Origin of the sequence: Streptomyces sp. NPDC006385 (genome assembly GCF_040612485.1) — a bacterium.
Classification (GTDB): domain Bacteria; phylum Actinomycetota; class Actinomycetes; order Streptomycetales; family Streptomycetaceae; genus Streptomyces.
This window is the reverse complement of record NZ_JBEXQG010000015.1, coordinates 120091-135622: the sequence shown is the minus strand read 5'-3', so window position 1 is coordinate 135622 and position 15532 is coordinate 120091. Positions and strand designations below refer to the sequence as shown.

The following is a 15532-nucleotide window of genomic DNA, read 5'->3' as shown; positions in this document are numbered from 1 at the left end:
CGCCCCAGGGTCCCGCCCACTGCCACCACCCCTTGAACCCGTTCATGAACACCCCACCGGAGCTGGTAGTGTTCTACCCGTCGCCGCCAAGCAAGGCGCCCGACACGCCCCCGTAGCTCAGGGGATAGAGCAACGGCCTCCGGAGCCGTGTGCGCAGGTTCGAATCCTGCCGGGGGCACTCGCCAAGGATCAGCAGAAATCAAGCTCTGACCAGGGCGGATGCCGACATGAGAGAGCGGGACCCAGTCTCACTGGGTCCCGCTCTTTCTCACTGTTGCGCACTGATCGTGTGTGAGGGGCGTGTGAGCCACACGCGAGTGCGTTCCACCCCAGATCAGGAGGGAAGGCCTGTGGTGAGCCTTGATGCGCTGCGGCAGCAGGCGATGCGCATACATGATCTGTACGACGAGCTGAACCGGCACGAACGTGGCCGGGTGTGGACACGAGAGGAGTTCATGCTCGGCTTCGTAGGTGATGTCGGCGATCTGGCCAAGCTGGTGATGGCCGAGGAGGGCGCTCGGGAGGTGCCGGGCGGGCGGGCGGCACTGGAGCATGAACTCGCAGACTGCCTCTGGTCGGTGCTTATCCTGGCCCACCGATATGACATCGATCTTGAGGCTGCCTTCCGCCGCACGATGGCAGAGCTCGACACGGCGATCAGCGCTCGGCTCCCGAGAAGCGAAAAGCGGTCGTGACTGCGGGCCCAACCACTATCAGGGACGCGCCCAAGGAGGGGTGAGCGGGTGGAGCGGGAAGCGATGGATCTCACCGCGTATGCGGCCCGGGCCCGGACCGGCCCATGCTTCGTCTGTGCGTATCTGTCCGGAGACCGGGACTACTGGCATGAGGCGGTCTACGAGGACGACGCCCATGTGGCCTTCCTGGACCGGTGGCCCACCGTCCCGGGCAAGGTGCTGGTGGCGCCGAAGGCGCACATCGAGCACGTGGTCCGGGACTTGGACGAGGCCGCGTTCAGCAGGCTGATGGGCGTGGTCCGCAAGGTTGCGTTGGCCATGGAGGTGGTCTTCTCGCCGGAGCGGACGTATTTGCTCTCGCTGGGAAGCCAGCAGGGCAACGCCCACGTGCACTGGCACATCGCAGGGCTGCCGCCTGGGGTTCCCTACGAGCGTCAGCAGTTTCACGCGCTGATGACCGAGAACGGGGTGCTGTCCCCCACCCCTGAGCAGAGCGCAGACATGGCGAAGCGGCTACGCGAGGCGATCGTTCGCGGCCACCACCCCGACCAGGCATCGAACAGCCCAATGAATCAGGAAGATCCCGCCTGATCAACCGACCAGACGGGATCTCGTCAACGCAGGTGCCTCAGCCTTTCAGGAACAGCCGCAGGCGCAGGCCCCTACGAGCCGTCTGGCTCCCAGCCCATCGTTTTTTCGATCTTCTTGTTGTTCTCTTCTTCGCTGTTGTCGATACAGCCTGCATAGCGGCGGTGGATCACCTCTGGAGAGTTCCCCGCGCGCCGGGCCACCTCAGCCACGGGGAGGCCCGCACGGAGCCAGTTCGTGATGCAGGTGGCTCGCAGGTCGTAGTAAGTCGTCGCCTCTGCGGCTCCCTGGACGGCTGGCAACTGGAGCACGGCAGCCGACGCAGTTGCTTCCGCCCCGGCGCCGCGACGTTCGCCTTTGTGGCACCTGGTGCCGACGGCCCGTGTTGATATTTCGGCCGGCTGAGGTGGCGTACGGAGCTCGATTCGGACGCGAAAATCCACCGCGACATATGGTGGGCACTGACGCGCGGAGTTGAGTTCGTGACTGCGCTCGGCCGGACTGGTCTGACAGATCCCGTCGGCAACGACTCCCCAACTCGGCACTCGTAGAGGTGCGGTGAGTCCGGGCCAGAATGCCTGGATTCCGCTCCCGGGAGGACGGGGCGTTCGCCCCACGGATGCTCTCGCCCTGCTATGCGCCAGATCGCCCAGCGCGCCCGCGCCGTAAGCCTTGAACCACCGCGACCCCTGGGGCACCTGTGGCAGCTGGTCCGGCTCGCCGTGCGCGTCCTCGGCCTGGCCCTGGGACCCACCGTGCCCCCGCCCCGGTGTGTTCTCGGTGATGCTGTTGGCAAATGCGCCGCGCCCGGATCACACGCCCGCGGACGATTGGCCCCTGGCCACTGGGACATGCTCGGGGCGGCCCGCAACCGCCGGGCGGAATTCGCCAACAGCGTCTGTTCTCGGTCATCGGGGGCGAGGAGTGGGTGCTCGGCTCCGCGGACGAGCCCGTCCAGGCCGAGCTCACCCTCGATCCCGTCGACTTCTGCCTGCTGGTTGGCGGGTGGCACGCCCCGCAGACGGTGCCGATAGGCGAAACGGGCGCCGCGGCCGCCGTACGGAACGTACTGGAGCGGGCCGCGTCGCCGGCGTGGCTGTGCGGGGCACGTCCTCAGCGTGCGGGCCCGCCGTTCTTCGGGGAGACCAGGCCCAGTTCATACGCGAGGATCACCGCCTGGGCCCGGTCACGCAGGTCGAGCTTGGCGAACAGGCGGTTGATGTGGGTCTTCACGGTGTGGTCGCTGATCCGCAGCCGGGCCGAGATCTCCGCGTTGGTCAGCCCGCGCGCGATGAGCGTGAGGACCTCGGTCTCCCGGGCGGTGAGGTTCTCCAGTGACGGTGTCGGCCTGGTGGGGGAACGCAGGTGGGCGAACTCCGCGATGAGGCGCTTGGTCACGGAGGGGGCCAGCAGCGCCTCTCCGCGTGCCACTACGTGGACGGCGTTCAGCAGCCCGGGAAACGTCGTGTCCTTCAGCAGAAAGCCACTGGCGCCGACGGCCAGCGCCTCGTAGATGTACTCGTCGAGGTCGAAGGTCGTCAGCATGAGCACCTTCGGCCGGTGGGCCGGGGCTCCCGTTTCCTCGCCCGGTCCCCGGCCCTCCGGGGCGAGCATGCGGCGGGCGGCTTCTATACCGTCCATGACCGGCATGCGTACGTCCATGAGCACCACGTCGGGATGGGTTTCGCGGGCCATGCGCACCGCTTCCAGACCGTTCTCGGCCTCTCCCACCACCTCGATGCCGTCCTGCGTGGCCAACAGGTTCGCGAAGCCGGTACGGACCACTGCCTGGTCGTCTGCGACCAGCACCCGGATCATCCGGTGGCCACCCCCTCCCAGGTCCCTGAACGATCTTCAGGTGTCCGAGTCTGCCCCACGGGCAGGACGGCGTCGACAACGAATCCGCCCGACGGCCGGGGACCGGCCGAAAGCCGGCCGTTGAGCAGTGCCGCCCGTTCGAGCATGCCCGCGAGTCCGTGGCCGGTACCGTCGCCGGTGGACAGACTCCGCGGGGCGCGTCCGCCGGAGCCGGGCTTCCCCACGCCGTGTGCTCCGTCGTCCTCGATCCGTACGGTGACCCGGTCCGGGTGACGGCCGATCTCGACGACGGCCCGCGCGCCGGGGGCATGCTTGCGCGTGTTGGTCAGCGCCTCCTGCACGATGCGGAACGCGGCGAGGCCCACGGCGGCCGGCACCGATTCCGGCCCGCCGGTCCGGCGCAGTACCACCTCGCCCCCGGCTGCCCGGTGCTGCTCGATCAGCTCGTCCAGCCGTTCCAGGGTGGGCTGCGGCGAGGTCGAAGCGCGTTCGCCGGTCCGGTCGCGCAGCACGTCGAGGATCTGCCGTAGTTCACACAACGCGGTACGCGCCGATTCCGCGATCTGCTGGAAGTTCTCCCTGCCCTCCGGCCCGAGGTCCGCGATCGTGTAGGTCGCGGTCTCCGCCTGTACCGCGATCAGCGACACCGAATGGGCCACGACGTCGTGTAACTCCCGTGTGATGCGGGCACGTTCGGCCTCGGCGGCCCGCTGTCGCTCCGTGGCCATCCGCCGGGCCTCCGCCGCCATGCGCTCGCGGCGCATCTCCTCCCTGCTGCGCACCGCATCCCCGATGCTGACGGCCGTCACGATCGCCACCGCCACCACGAAGGAGTCGGTGAGGTACGGCAGCACCCCATGTGTGTGCTCCAGCGGCAGTCCGGTCAGGTCGTAGGTACCTGCCTTGATCTGACCGATGTTCACCAGTATCGCGCCGACCGTTCCGCAGACGACCAGCGTGACCGGATGGTGCGCCCGGTTGCGGGAGAGCGCGTAGAACCCCAGCAGCCCCGCCAGGGCCACCGACATGAACATCTGTGGCCAGACGAGGGAGTTGAGCAGTGCGCCCCCTATCGACACCCGGGCAAGCACTGGCCGGGAGTGGCGCCACGCCGAGCACACGGTGGCGAGCAGGGCCGTCAGCGGCACCAGGAAGGAGTCCGGACGCATCCGAAGCGCCTCCGCCGCGGCCGCGCAGGACAGCACCGCCGCCGTGGTCCATGGATAGGCGGGCGCATCGAGAACCTGTCGGATCACTGACCGGGCACGTCCGCCGTCACTGAGGGAGAGGACCGCCCGCTCCTTCACCGCCGGTAAGCGGCAACGCTCGTTGTCCATGCCGCCGATTGTCGGGCAGTGCAGGCGCCTGCTGCATCGGTGCACGGGTTGATCCGGCCCGCAGGAATCAACCCACGGGTTGACGCCAGGATTCGGATCACCGTTTGACGTAAAGCGATCAACGTCTCCCTACCGTCGTGACTCAGCCCGACGGAAGGAAGATGACGATGCTCCGGCAATGGACAGCCTGCCGTGCGCAACGCCGGCCCGTCGGCCGGCTTCGGGCCGTCGGCTGGGGTCTGTACGCGGTCTACGCGGTGCTGCTCGCCATGCTGACGACGTTGTCCACGCATCGCGTCTGGGGCGCGGCCGCGGCCGTCGGCTACGGGGTCGCCGCGCTGATGGCCGTGTGCCGCTTACCTCACCCGCGGTGGCTGCCCGGTGCTGTGGCCGCCCTCGGGGCGACAGTGGTCCCGCTCGTGCTGCTCGGCACCGCCCGTGCCCAGTCCGAGGTGCGTGTCGTGGAGGACGCGGCCGCGCTGCTGCTGCGCACCGGCACCCCCTATGTTCCCGCGCCCGACCAGCTGTCCGAGTACAACCCGTACCTGCCCGGGATGACGGTCTTCGGACTGCCCCGCGCGCTTCTCGGCGATGCGGAGTGGACGGACGCCCGATGGTGGTTCGCCGCCGGCTTCATCGCCGCGGCGGTCGCCGCGCTCCGTGTGATGCGGACGCCGGAGCGGCATGACCCGGCGGTGAAGAGGGAGCGTTCCGGCCGCCCGGCCGGCTCGGTACCGGTCCTCCTCGGGCTGCTCGCCTGTCCGGTGGTCGGCCTGCCGCTGGCCGTCGGAGGCATCGATCTTCCGGTGGTCGGGCTGATGTGCCTGGGGCTGGCACACGCGGGCCGGGCGCGGGCCGGGCGCGCCGGGGTGTTTCTGGGGCTCGCCACCGTGCTGAAGTGGACCGCCTGGCCCGCGGTTCCCGTCGCCGTTGCCCTGCTCGCCTCGGATGCGGTACGTCGGCGACGCGCCTCGCGACCCGCTGCGGATGCCCCGCTGGGCGGCTCCGAAGCACGCGACGGAATGAGGACCGCCCTGCGCTGCCTGGCGGCGACGACGGCCATCGCGGCCGCGGGGGTACTGCCCGTCGCGGTCACCGACGGGGCGGGGCTTGTCCGGCACGCGGTCCTCTTCCCGCTCGGCATGACGGATGTCCCGTCACCCGCGAGCAGCCCTCTGCCGGGCCATCTGCTTGCCTCGTCCCTGAGCGGAACCGTCGCCGTGGTGGCTCTCGGCGTGGCCGCGCTCATGATGGCCGCTTCCCTCGTCGTCCGCCCGCCACTCACCACGTCGGCCGCGGCCGCACGGCTCGCTCTCGGGCTCTCCGCCGCCTTCTGTCTCGCTCCGGCGACCCGCTTCGGCTACTTCGTCTACCCCTTGGTGCTGCTCATGTGCTGCCGTCCCGGCGGCCGGGACGCCGAGCGCGCCGCCGTCCCCGTGCTCCGGGGATCCCGGGCCGCACGGCCGGCCCACCGGCACGGATCCGACCTGCCTGCCCCTGTTCGCGTCTGACCACAGGAGACCACGTGTCCGCGGATACCTCACGAAACCTTCGCAGCATCGGAAAGAAGGCGGGCGCGGTTCGGGACCGGGTTGACGCCCCTGGCGCGGCCGGGCCCCGCCGTCCCCTGGCGCGGCGCCGGTTCCGGCTGTCCTGCACCGCCGGGATATTACGCCGGCTCGGGGGCCGGGTGTCCTTCGTGGAAGGGGAACTGGCCGGGCTGGCCGCGGTGGTGCGGGCGGGCGGCACCTGTCTGGACGTGGGCGCCGAGTACGGCCTGTACACGTACGCCCTCGCCGACCTGGTCGGGCGAAGCGGAGCGGTGCACAGCTTCGAACCGCTGCCGGGAGCGTTCACGGTGCTGTCCGCGGGAAGCACCGCGCTCGGCTGCCGGGGCACGGTCCACCGGCATCGGGTCGCTCTCGGTGCGCGTACCGAACTCGCCGAGATGAGCCTGCCCGTGCGGCGCGGCCTCCCCGTACACGGCCGGGCGTTCGTCACCTCCGGTGCCGACGGGCGGGGTGCCGAGCCCGCCGTACTGCTGGGCGCGGACCGGACGCTGCGCAGCGACCGGCCCGCTGTGCTCCTGGAGATCGAGGAACGCCATCTGGCCAAGTACGGGTGGAACGCTCAAGGGGTCGTCGACCTGATGGAACGGCAGGGCCATCGCATGTACGCGTGGCGGAACGCGTGCTGGCGCCCCGTCCCCCGGGTCACCGACGAGGGACGCAACTACCTGTTCGTCACCGACCGGGACGGGGCGTGAGCGCGGTGCCCCGCACCCTGGTCGTCACCAACGACTTCCCGCCCCGACAAGGCGGCATCGAAACCTTCGTGTACCAGGTCACCCGTCGTTTCCCCGCGGACGACGTCGTCGTGTACACCTCTGCCACCCCGGGAAGCGCGGAGTTCGACGCCGCCCAGCCTTTCCCCGTGATCCGGGACTCCGCCCGCACCCTGCTCCCCACCCCACGTGTCTCGGCGCGGGCGGCGGAACTGCTCCGCGCCCATGACTGCACCCGTGTCTGGTTCGGGGCCGCGGCTCCGCTGGGCCTGATGGCACCGCGACTGCGCCGCGCCGGGGCGGAGCGCATCGTCGCCACCACGCACGGCCACGAACTGTGGTGGGCAAAGGTGCCGATCGCCCGCGGGCTGCTGCGCCGCATCTGTGACGGGGCCGACACGGTGACGTACCTGGGCGAGTACACCCGGACGCGGATCGCCCGCGCCGTCGGGCCCCGGGGCGCGGCCAGGCTGGCCCGGCTGGCTCCGGGAGTGGATCACGAGGAGTTCCGGCCCCTCTCCGACGGTGGGGCGGTGCGCCGGGAGTTGGGTCTGGGCGACGACCCTGTCGTGGTGTGCGTGGCACGGCTGAAGCCGAGGAAGGGACAGGACACGTTGATCCGTGCCCTGCCCACGGTGCGCCGAACGGTGCCCGGAACGCGCCTGCTCGTCGTCGGTTCCGGATCCTACGCAGGCCGGCTGCGAGCACTGGCCCGTCGGGAAGGCGTCGAGGACGCCGTCGTCTTCACCGGTGGGCTGCCCCACGACCGGGTCGCGCCGTTGTACGCGGCGGCCGATGTCTTCGCCATGCCCTGCCGTACCCGGCGGCTCGGTCTCGAGGTCGAAGGGCTGGGCATCGTCTTCCTCGAGGCGGCCGCCGCCGGGCTCCCCGTGGTCGTCGGGGACTCCGGAGGTGCTCCGGACGCGGTCCGGGACGGTGAGACGGGGCATGTGGTCGACGGCAGAAGCGCCGAGGAAGTGGCCGCTCGCCTGACCGAACTACTCCTCGACGCCGAAGCGGCACGCACGCAGGGCGAGAAGGGGCGTGCCTGGGTGTGCCGAGAATGGAGCTGGGACCGTTCCTACAAGACGCTGGCAGGCTTGCTGTCGCAGGACGGGTGAACGGTCAGCTGTCGCGTCTCGCCTGGTCGGCGGAGAGCCATTTCGCCACGATCCCGGCACGGCTGCGCACCCGTACTTGTCGAACATCCTCTGCATGTGCGCCTCCGCCGTCTTCGGCGACATGCGGAGCGTGCGGGCGATCTCTTTCCCTGAGAGTCCTTCGGCGACGAGCGAGACGATCTCCGTCTGCCGCGGACTCAGCCGCATCTCGTCGCTCCGGGCCGACCGAACGGCCCCTGAGTGTGGATGGAGCGTCCGAGGAGCGAAGAAACTAGTGAGCAGTCGACGCTGCTCCTCGGCGCTCGGCCCAGACTGTCATCCGGGCCTCGGCCCAGGGGCGCAGCCAGGGGCACGCTGCCAGGCCGTCGCCAGCCGTGATCAGTCGATGCTGCGGGTTCCGCCACAAGGCCAGCAGGTCGTCTCTGCATGCCCTGGCCTCTGCGTGGCGCTCCCAGGCATCAGCATCGGCCTCGTCCTCCGGGAACTCGCCCAGCGACAGCAGACCCGCCGCGGCGGCGACATCCGCCTCGCTCGGAAGGGTGTCCTCCTCCTCTTCCTTGGACCACAGCCGCGACAGAGCATCAAGGGCGTCGAGGAAGACCGGCCAGCGTCCGTCGTCGGGCACCGCCCAGCGGCAGCTCCAGTTCGTGCAGAGCCGTTCCAGCGAGGAAGCGTCGAGGTTGAAGCCGACGGCGCGCACCGAGGACGCCTGCGCGAGGTGGGGGCAGTCCTCCACCGCGTGGATGAGGCCCGTGTCCGAAGCCGTCGTCAAGCCCTCGAAGCTGGTGCCCTCGAAAGGGCCCAGTGGCGTGCCCGCGCTGATGCAGCGGCCGAGCGCGATGGACAGCGTTCCGGTCTCTGGGAGGGGCATGGGCTCGACATTAGAGGGTGTTTAAAGTAGGCAGATTGCCCTTGATGCCCTAGTAAGTTCCTCGCCAGGTGGGGGTGGTCTCGTCCGTTATGCGACTGGCGAGGAGAAGACGGTCTCCTCAGCCACGTCGCCGTCGGCGTCGAGTCGCTGTTTGGCGGTGCGGCGGCCGAGGGGGTCGTATGCGTACCGCCAGGTGGTGCCGTCGGGGGTGGTGCAAGTGGTGAGGTGGTCCTCGGCGTCCCAGGTGTAGCGCCAGACCTCGGGTTTGCGGGAGAGGCGGGTCTTGCGGCGTTCGATGACGCGGCCGACCTCGTAGTGGACGTACGGCCACCGGCCTGCCTTGTGCAGCCGGGTGCCGTTGAGCTCACGGTCACCGAGTGCCGACTCACCGTTCACTCGAAGCCTGGCATCGTCCGGGGCAAGGAGTCAGGAACGTCCACAGCGGGTGAAATCGATCCGCCAGCCCTGGAGACGAGGACGGCACACACCTCAAGAATCCCTTGGAGCATTTCTCGGAATGCGAGGTTGTTCGTTCTCTGCACGGCTACCGAAAGAGCAGACGTGAAGGCTTCAAATTTATCGGCGTCGATATGACACTCGTCCTCGACGATCGGTTCGACGCCCGATTCCACTCCCAGAATCCGTGATGCGACTCCCACTTGCCCGACGAAAACCTCGGCAACCTGATTTGCAGGGTTCCACACATCCCGATCCGCGATCATCACGTAGCAGCTCACTAGGCCCACCTTACTCGAACTTCCACGCCGGGGTTGTTCGCCTTCCACTGCCCGACAGCCTGCTCAACGGCGGCCCTGAACTCGGGAGTTGCCCCTGGCGTGGTGAAGTCCATGCCGAGTTTGGCACTCTGCCACCCCTCCAGGTGGGACCGGGCCTCCACGTAGGAATCAAGCTTCTTGAACACATGCTTCTCGACCCAGCGTTCAGTATTGATCCGCGGGTCCTGGCCGGTGGCCTGCTTCTCCTCCCACAGGGTGTCACCCTCCACGCGGTCGATGTCCGTGATGGTCTTCGACCAGTCGGTGGGATCGTCGACAATGTAGTTCGTGTCGCCGTCTACCGGTGGCCTTTCCCTGTTGGTCATCCCGTCGGCCGGATCGCACTTCACGAGTCCCAACGGATCTGCCCAGACAAGCGGATTCTGGACCCAGGCCACGGGGTTCGGCGCCGGCCCCAGCCCGAGGGGATCGGCGCTCATGTAGCGGGCGGTCGCCGGATCGTAGTGGCGATTCAGGTTGTAGTGGAGGCCCGTCTCAGGATCTGCATACTGGCCAGGGTGGCGTAGAGGTGTGTGAGCGGTGGCGCCACGGGCGACTGCCGTGGTCCCCCACAAGGTACTGCGGGTACGCCAGGCCAGCTCGCCTTCCATGGTGACCAGTTCCCTGGGTGTACCGACAAGGTCGGTCACGATGGCGAAGAAGCGTGCGTCGACGGCCTGTTGGGTGTTCTGGTCAATCACCCGTTCCGTCTGGGTGAGGGGTATAAGCCCGTTCCACTCCCAGGTGAGGGCGATGGGCTGTGCCGTGCCCGCGACGGTGGCCTGCTCAATGAGCTGGTTGCCGTCCCAGGTGAACACAGTCTCCTCGACTACTTGTCCATCAGCGTCAAGGCGCTGCTTGGCACTGCGACGCCCCAGCGGGTCGTACCGGTAGCACCAGACCGCGCCGTCGGGCGTTGTGCAGGAGACCAGACGGTCTTCGGCATCCCAGGAATATCTCCATACATCAGGCTTGCGAGAGATGCGAGTCTTGCGACGCTCGATGACGCGGCCAGCCGCGTCATAGGAGAATGTCCAACGACCAGCCTTGGTCAGGCGTGTTCCGGTGTACTCACGTGCGCCGACGGCCTCCTCGCCGTACGTCTGCGGCCAAGTAGCGTGAGCAAGGTTGCCCGCAGTGTCGTACGCGTAGGTCTCAGTCCAGCCCTCCCCTGTGACCTGCGTTACACGACCAGCGCGGTCGAGACTGAAGCGTCGAGTGCCGTTGAGTCGGTCGGTGAGGCTGGTGAGGTGGCCGTCCAGGCGGTAGGCGTAGCTCCGATGCTGCACCGTTCTGGCAGGGGAACCTTCGCCGACTGCACCGGCCATCACAGTCTGCGCAGTGAGACGGCCAGCCGGATCCCAGGAGTTCGCCCAGGTCAGGGTCTTGTCCACGCGGCGCTCCACTTCACGGCCCGCGGCATCGAAGGCAGACTCCAGGGTGTGACCCTCCAGGCCCGTACTGATGCGGTTACCTGCGGCGTCGTACGCGTAGGCAGTGACGGCTCCAGCCGGGGTAGTGCGGCGAACGGGGCGACCGAGCTCGTCACGGTCGAAGCTGAGGACACGCCCCTCATACATCTCGGCGCGACGTCGCCCCATGCGGTCACGCTGCAACACCAGCTCGGCACCTGGTACTTCTGCGTAAACCAGCCGACCAGCCGGGTCGTAGGCGTACCGGGTCTCATTGCCATCAACGCTCTTGGCCGTGATCCGGCCAAGCTGGTCCCGTTTGTAACTCACGGACTCACCAGCCATGTTGGACCGCATTCGCAGTCGGCCGACTTCGTCGTGCCAGTAGTGCAAGCGCCGCCCGTCGAAATCCGTCTCACCGACGATCAGACCAGCGGGGTCGTGCTCATACTCCCAGGTCAAGCCCTGTGGGTTGGTGACCTGCCGCAAACGCAGCTCCGTGTCGTACGCGAAGGCGTGGCGCGTGCCGTCAGGGTCGGTGCGGGTCTCCAGGAGGTCGAAGTGAGTGTACGAGTACTCCGTGACACCACCGGCTGGGTCGGTGTATCGCAGAAGATTGCCCTCACCGTCCCAGTCCCATGTCTCCATCGCCCCGTCCGCGGTCGTCCGCTGCGTCAGCCTGCCCTCCGCTGACCAGGTCAGGAGTGCTGTGTTGCCCAGAGCGTCGGTCACGGCGGCTGGGCGGCCGAAGGCGTCGCGCACATAGGTGATGGTCGCGCCGAGCGGGTCCGTCACGCTGAGTGGCAGCCCGGCGGCGTTGCTCTCGACGCGCGTGGTGCGGCCCAGCGGGTCGGTGACCGCGGCCAGGTGGCCTTGCTCGTCGTACGCCAGGGCGATGGCGGTGCCATCCGGGCGCACCGTCCTGGTCAGCCGTCCTGCCTCGTCATACATGCGGCGGGTGACAGCGCCGTCCGGTTCCCGCGTCTCGACCGGATTGCCGGCCTCGTCGTACGTGAGGGAGGCGGTGGTGTCGTCGGGGCGCTTGACGCTCAGGAGCCGGCCCAGGTCGTCGTAGGTGTAGCTGGTCGTGGCACCGAGGGGGTCGGTGACGGTCAGGGGGCGGTGCTCGTCGTCGTACGTCGTACGGGTGGTCCGCCCCGAGCGGTCGGTCTCGGCGACGATCCTCAGGCGAGAGTCGACGGTGAACAGGGAGATGTGGCCGAGGGAGTCGGTGACGCGCGTCGTCGTGCATCTTGGCTCAGGGCTGTCCAGTCCGTACTCGAAGCGGGCCCGCAGGTGTCCGGCCTCGCCCTCGTGATGGACACACCGGTCCTCGTCGTCGTAGGTGTACGAGAACGAGCGTCCGTTGCTGTCGGTCCAGGCGACGATGCGGCCCCGCTGGTCGACCTGGTACTGAGTGGGACGGTCTTCCGAGTCGGCTACGGAGGTGAGGAAGCCGCGATCGGAGTACGTGTAACCGCGCAGGTGTATCAGTCCGTCAGGTGTGGCGAGTGAGAGACGGGTGATACGGCCGCCATCACACGTGAAACGGAGGTCGTAACCGCCGGAGTGGATCATGGAGTGGGGCTGGCCGAGGACCCACTCGACGGAGATCCAGTTTCCGAGGCGGTCGGATATGGAGGCCAGTCTCGCGACGCCGTCCCCGCCGGGTGCGGTGCCGGGCGGTGGCTCGAAGGTGCGGGTCGTGCGCGTGACGGGGTCGGTCAGCTCGTAGGAGCCGTCGGGGCTGCGCTCCAGGGACCATGGAATCCCCTGCGCAGGAGTCACGGGCAGGCCCGGAGCCGGATGCGGGTACGCGCGGACGCTGCCGTCGGCGGCGACGTGGATGACGCCTTCGGCGTCGATCTCGAGGCGTTCGTCGATGGTGGAAGCCCAGGTGGGCCCGAACCAGCCGCCGTTGCGGTACGCGGACTCGAAAGTCCGGGTGAACTCCAGCGGGAAGCTGCCAGGGAGGGTGATGTCGGTCTGCGGCAGCACCATGCGCCCGGTGGCCATGTCGACCGGCTCATTGCGCAGGACCTTGCAGTTCAGGTCGCGCGCCAGGTCGCTGAGGCGTTCCTTGACCGACTTGCGGGCGGCTTCCTTCACGCCCTGCTCGACAGCCTCCTTACCCGCCGTCTTCAGGCCGGTCTTCAGCCCGCCCTTGACGGCGCCGCCCGCACCCTTTCCACCCACTAGGTCGACGGCGACGCTGCCGAGAGCTTCGGCGGGGTCGCGCCAGTTCTGGTTCTTCACGATGCCCACCAGGCGTTCCGGGTGGGCGACGGTGGAGGCGAGGCTGGTGAGGACGCCGTTGACGTTCTGGAGGTACTGGCCTGGGTGGGTCAGGTTGTACGGGTCGGTGGGGTTGAGCATGCGTACCAGGCCGACCGTCTCGCCGACGGCTTTGAGGGCACCGCCGGTGAAGTGAATGCTGTTGAGCACCATGCCCTCGACCATGTCCCGGCCCACGGAGGCGGCCAGGTCCCAGCCGCCGGGCGGCTCCGGCGCCAGCCGCACCAGACCCATCATGGTGTCCTTGGTCCGGCAGGCGGTGTCATCCCGCTGGTGGCGGGCCTCGGCCACCATGTGTTGCGCCTGCTCCAGACCGGCCTTACCCGGATCCTGGAACGGGGCGGGACGGGGTCCGGGATCCTGCCCGGCCTCGTTCTTCCGGTTCCATTCATCCGCCTTGGCGTTGTAGTCGGCCACCGCTTTGTCCGACGCCGCCTTCGCCCGCTTGAAGATCGCGACAGCTTCTCTGGCCTGGTCCTGGGCCCACTGCACGGTGGAGGCGTACGCCACGAGCGCCTTCGCAGCTTCCTCGCACGCATCGGCGGCGGAAAGCCAGAACTTCGGCTGCGGTTCGAACTCGGCCCGGAACGCGTCCCCGGCCTCGCCCTCCCAGCCGTGGACGTCCAGGCCCTTCATCCCCATGCCGAGCCGGTCGAACGCCTTGAAGAAGTCCCGCAGATGCTCCGCCCGTTCCGTCAGCTTCTGCACGTCCCCGTGGATGATCTCCTTCGGGTCCTCGGTCTCGCCGAGCTGACGTTCGGCGACGTCCGCGCCGAGCTTGTCCGCCGTCCACTCCGATGCATCCCGCACTCCCTCGGCCGCGCCGTCGAGTCCTACGGAATCCAGGCCGCCGGCGGCCTTGTCACCCGCCCACTCGATTCCGTCCCCGACCGCCCCTGCGGCGTCACTTATGAAGTCGCCTACACCCACGGCCTACTTACCCCCGTCGCCCGTCTGATCGCGCCGGCCGCTCGGCTGTTCGTTCTCGGGTGGTGGTCCGTCCCACTGCCAGTCACTGCGGTCCTGCCCGGCCGGGCCCGTCACGTCCTGCCACGGCGAAGTGGAGAAGTCCTCGCCGACCTGCTCCCACTGATCGCCCATCGCACCCCAGTCCGGCTGCGAGGTGTCCACGTCCGGTACCCGGGGCCGTACGGTGTCCCCCACCTCGCCCCAGGACTTGTCCGCCGCCTTGTCGCCCTCGGCGAGGCCCTGCTGCGGGTTGTACGAGCCAGCCGTGACCGCGACCTCCTTCAGGGAGTCGACCACGTACTCCTCCTGCTCGTGGTACAGACCCGCCGACAGGCCGAGCTTCCGTGCGATGTCGTTCGCGTCCTGCATCTTCGAATGAATCGCCAGCGCCCAGCGGCCACAGAACTGACCGAACACATCCGCCAGTTCACCCGAACCCATTTCCATCCCCGACATGCTCAAGGACTGGAAACCGTGCCCCTGCTGCGCGGTGATCGAGAAGTAGCCCGTCTCCTCCAGCTCGTTGATCGCCGCGGTCAGGCCGCGCTCGACCTGCCGGGCCGACTCAGGATCGAACTTGTAGCCGCTCACAACGACGCCTCCTGGTCCGAGCCGTCAGTCACCGCCACGTGACCGGGCACGATGCCCTGCGCCGGAGGCAGCAGGAACGCCCCCTCACTGCCCACATCCACCGCGACTCCACACGGCACGCCGATCTCCGCGAGGGTCTCGTCCAGGAGGCGAGCACCGTACACACGCCGGAACTCCCACTGACCGCCCTCACCACGCGCCTGTGCGAAAGCCGTCAACGTGTCCGTGTCCGTGAACGCGAAGACCCAGCGCAGACCGGCCTGGTCACCTGTGAGGATCCCGCCGTCCCGGATCGGCACCAGCACCAGAGACCTGCGGAACTCACCCAGTACGGACTGCACTTGGGTCAGCGCCAGGTTCGAATCCCCGACGTCCTCCAACAGCACAATGGCCACCTGCTTCCCCATTCGAACAGCCCCTCGACTCTAGCCGGGCGCCGCAGACCCGCCCAGCAATGGGTGTTCGAGAACCGGCTGCACTTCGCCCGCTGCACCACCTTCGCGGAGGACGCCTCGCAGGTCCGCAACGGGCACGGCCGGGAGAACATGGCCATTGGTCGAGCAGCGTGCCGACGCCGGCGCAATGTCGCCATGGCTACGGAATCCAGCGAAGAGTCAACGCGCGCCCGCCAGGCACCTACAGCCCGCCGCACCACTCCCGCCCGGACGCCGCGGGCAGCGACCAAAGAACGAAGGCTGGACGGGCACGTCCCGAAGGCCACACCCATGGGACATTGAGGGCCATATAGGGTATTTCATTTTCGCGGGACATACAC

13 protein-coding genes, 1 tRNA gene and 2 pseudogenes are annotated in these 15532 nt (G+C 68.5%); 6 read left to right on the top strand and 10 right to left on the bottom strand.

Annotated features, from left to right (window positions below; translation table 11 throughout):
* The first annotated feature begins 106 nt into the window (after positions 1–106).
* From ABZ078_RS14920 to ABZ078_RS14910, 3 genes are all read left to right on the top strand, one after another.
* A tRNA-Arg gene (locus ABZ078_RS14920) sits at positions 107–178 on the top strand.
* Between the two features lie 175 nt (positions 179–353).
* The gene (locus tag ABZ078_RS14915) at positions 354–695 is read left to right on the top strand and encodes a MazG nucleotide pyrophosphohydrolase domain-containing protein (RefSeq protein WP_356575209.1); all 342 of its coding nucleotides are present in this window, start codon (positions 354–356) and stop codon (positions 693–695) included.
* Positions 696–743: 48 nt separating this feature from the next.
* Complete coding sequence (locus ABZ078_RS14910) at positions 744–1286, top strand: HIT family protein (protein WP_356575207.1); 543 nt, start codon at positions 744–746, stop codon at positions 1284–1286.
* 71 nt (positions 1287–1357) lie between these two features.
* On the opposite strand, the pseudogene ABZ078_RS14905 reads toward ABZ078_RS14910, so the two are convergent.
* The 3 genes and pseudogenes from ABZ078_RS14905 to ABZ078_RS14895 form a co-directional block, all read right to left on the bottom strand.
* Positions 1358–1546 (bottom strand): annotated as a pseudogene (locus ABZ078_RS14905) (site-specific integrase); the annotation flags it as partial.
* Positions 1547–2396: 850 nt separating this feature from the next.
* A complete protein-coding gene (locus ABZ078_RS14900) occupies positions 2397–3101 on the bottom strand; it encodes a response regulator transcription factor (protein ID WP_356575206.1) in 705 nt (234 codons plus the stop codon).
* Complete coding sequence (locus ABZ078_RS14895; RefSeq protein WP_356575204.1) at positions 3098–4438, bottom strand: histidine kinase; 1341 nt, start codon at positions 4436–4438, stop codon at positions 3098–3100. The genes ABZ078_RS14900 and ABZ078_RS14895 overlap by 4 nt, the downstream gene beginning before the upstream one ends.
* Positions 4439–4605: 167 nt before the next feature.
* Between ABZ078_RS14895 and ABZ078_RS14890 the strand changes: the two genes are divergently transcribed.
* The 3 genes from ABZ078_RS14890 to ABZ078_RS14880 all read left to right on the top strand — a co-directional run bounded on the left by ABZ078_RS14890 (position 4606) and on the right by ABZ078_RS14880 (position 7843).
* On the top strand, positions 4606–5949 hold the full coding sequence (locus tag ABZ078_RS14890; RefSeq protein ID WP_356575202.1) for a glycosyltransferase 87 family protein: 1344 nt from the start codon (positions 4606–4608) through the stop codon (positions 5947–5949).
* Between the two features lie 188 nt (positions 5950–6137).
* A complete protein-coding gene (locus ABZ078_RS14885) occupies positions 6138–6704 on the top strand; it encodes an FkbM family methyltransferase (protein WP_356575201.1) in 567 nt (188 codons plus the stop codon).
* Positions 6705–6709: 5 nt separating this feature from the next.
* Complete coding sequence (locus ABZ078_RS14880; protein ID WP_356575248.1) at positions 6710–7843, top strand: glycosyltransferase family 4 protein; 1134 nt, start codon at positions 6710–6712, stop codon at positions 7841–7843.
* Positions 7844–7972: 129 nt separating this feature from the next.
* Here the strand turns inward: ABZ078_RS14880 and ABZ078_RS14875 are convergent.
* The 7 genes and pseudogenes from ABZ078_RS14875 to ABZ078_RS14845 all read right to left on the bottom strand — a co-directional run.
* Positions 7973–8050: pseudogene (locus tag ABZ078_RS14875) on the bottom strand (hypothetical protein); the annotation flags it as partial.
* Positions 8051–8114: 64 nt separating this feature from the next.
* Entirely contained in the window at positions 8115–8714 is a 600-nt protein-coding gene (locus ABZ078_RS14870) for a hypothetical protein (RefSeq protein ID WP_356575199.1), read from the bottom strand.
* Between the two features lie 87 nt (positions 8715–8801).
* Positions 8802–9110, bottom strand: a complete 309-nt coding sequence (locus tag ABZ078_RS14865) for a hypothetical protein (protein ID WP_356575198.1) — start codon at positions 9108–9110, stop codon at positions 8802–8804.
* The gene (locus tag ABZ078_RS14860) at positions 9107–9451 is read right to left on the bottom strand and encodes a DUF6086 family protein (RefSeq protein WP_356575196.1); all 345 of its coding nucleotides are present in this window, start codon (positions 9449–9451) and stop codon (positions 9107–9109) included. The genes ABZ078_RS14865 and ABZ078_RS14860 overlap by 4 nt, the downstream gene beginning before the upstream one ends.
* On the bottom strand, positions 9451–14127 hold the full coding sequence (locus ABZ078_RS14855; RefSeq protein ID WP_356575194.1) for a putative T7SS-secreted protein: 4677 nt from the start codon (positions 14125–14127) through the stop codon (positions 9451–9453). The genes ABZ078_RS14860 and ABZ078_RS14855 overlap by 1 nt, the downstream gene beginning before the upstream one ends.
* Positions 14128–14130: 3 nt before the next feature.
* Entirely contained in the window at positions 14131–14757 is a 627-nt protein-coding gene (locus ABZ078_RS14850) for a hypothetical protein (RefSeq protein ID WP_356575192.1), read from the bottom strand.
* A complete protein-coding gene (locus ABZ078_RS14845) occupies positions 14754–15164 on the bottom strand; it encodes an SseB family protein (protein ID WP_356575190.1) in 411 nt (136 codons plus the stop codon). The genes ABZ078_RS14850 and ABZ078_RS14845 overlap by 4 nt, the downstream gene beginning before the upstream one ends.
* Positions 15165–15532: the final 368 nt, after the last annotated feature.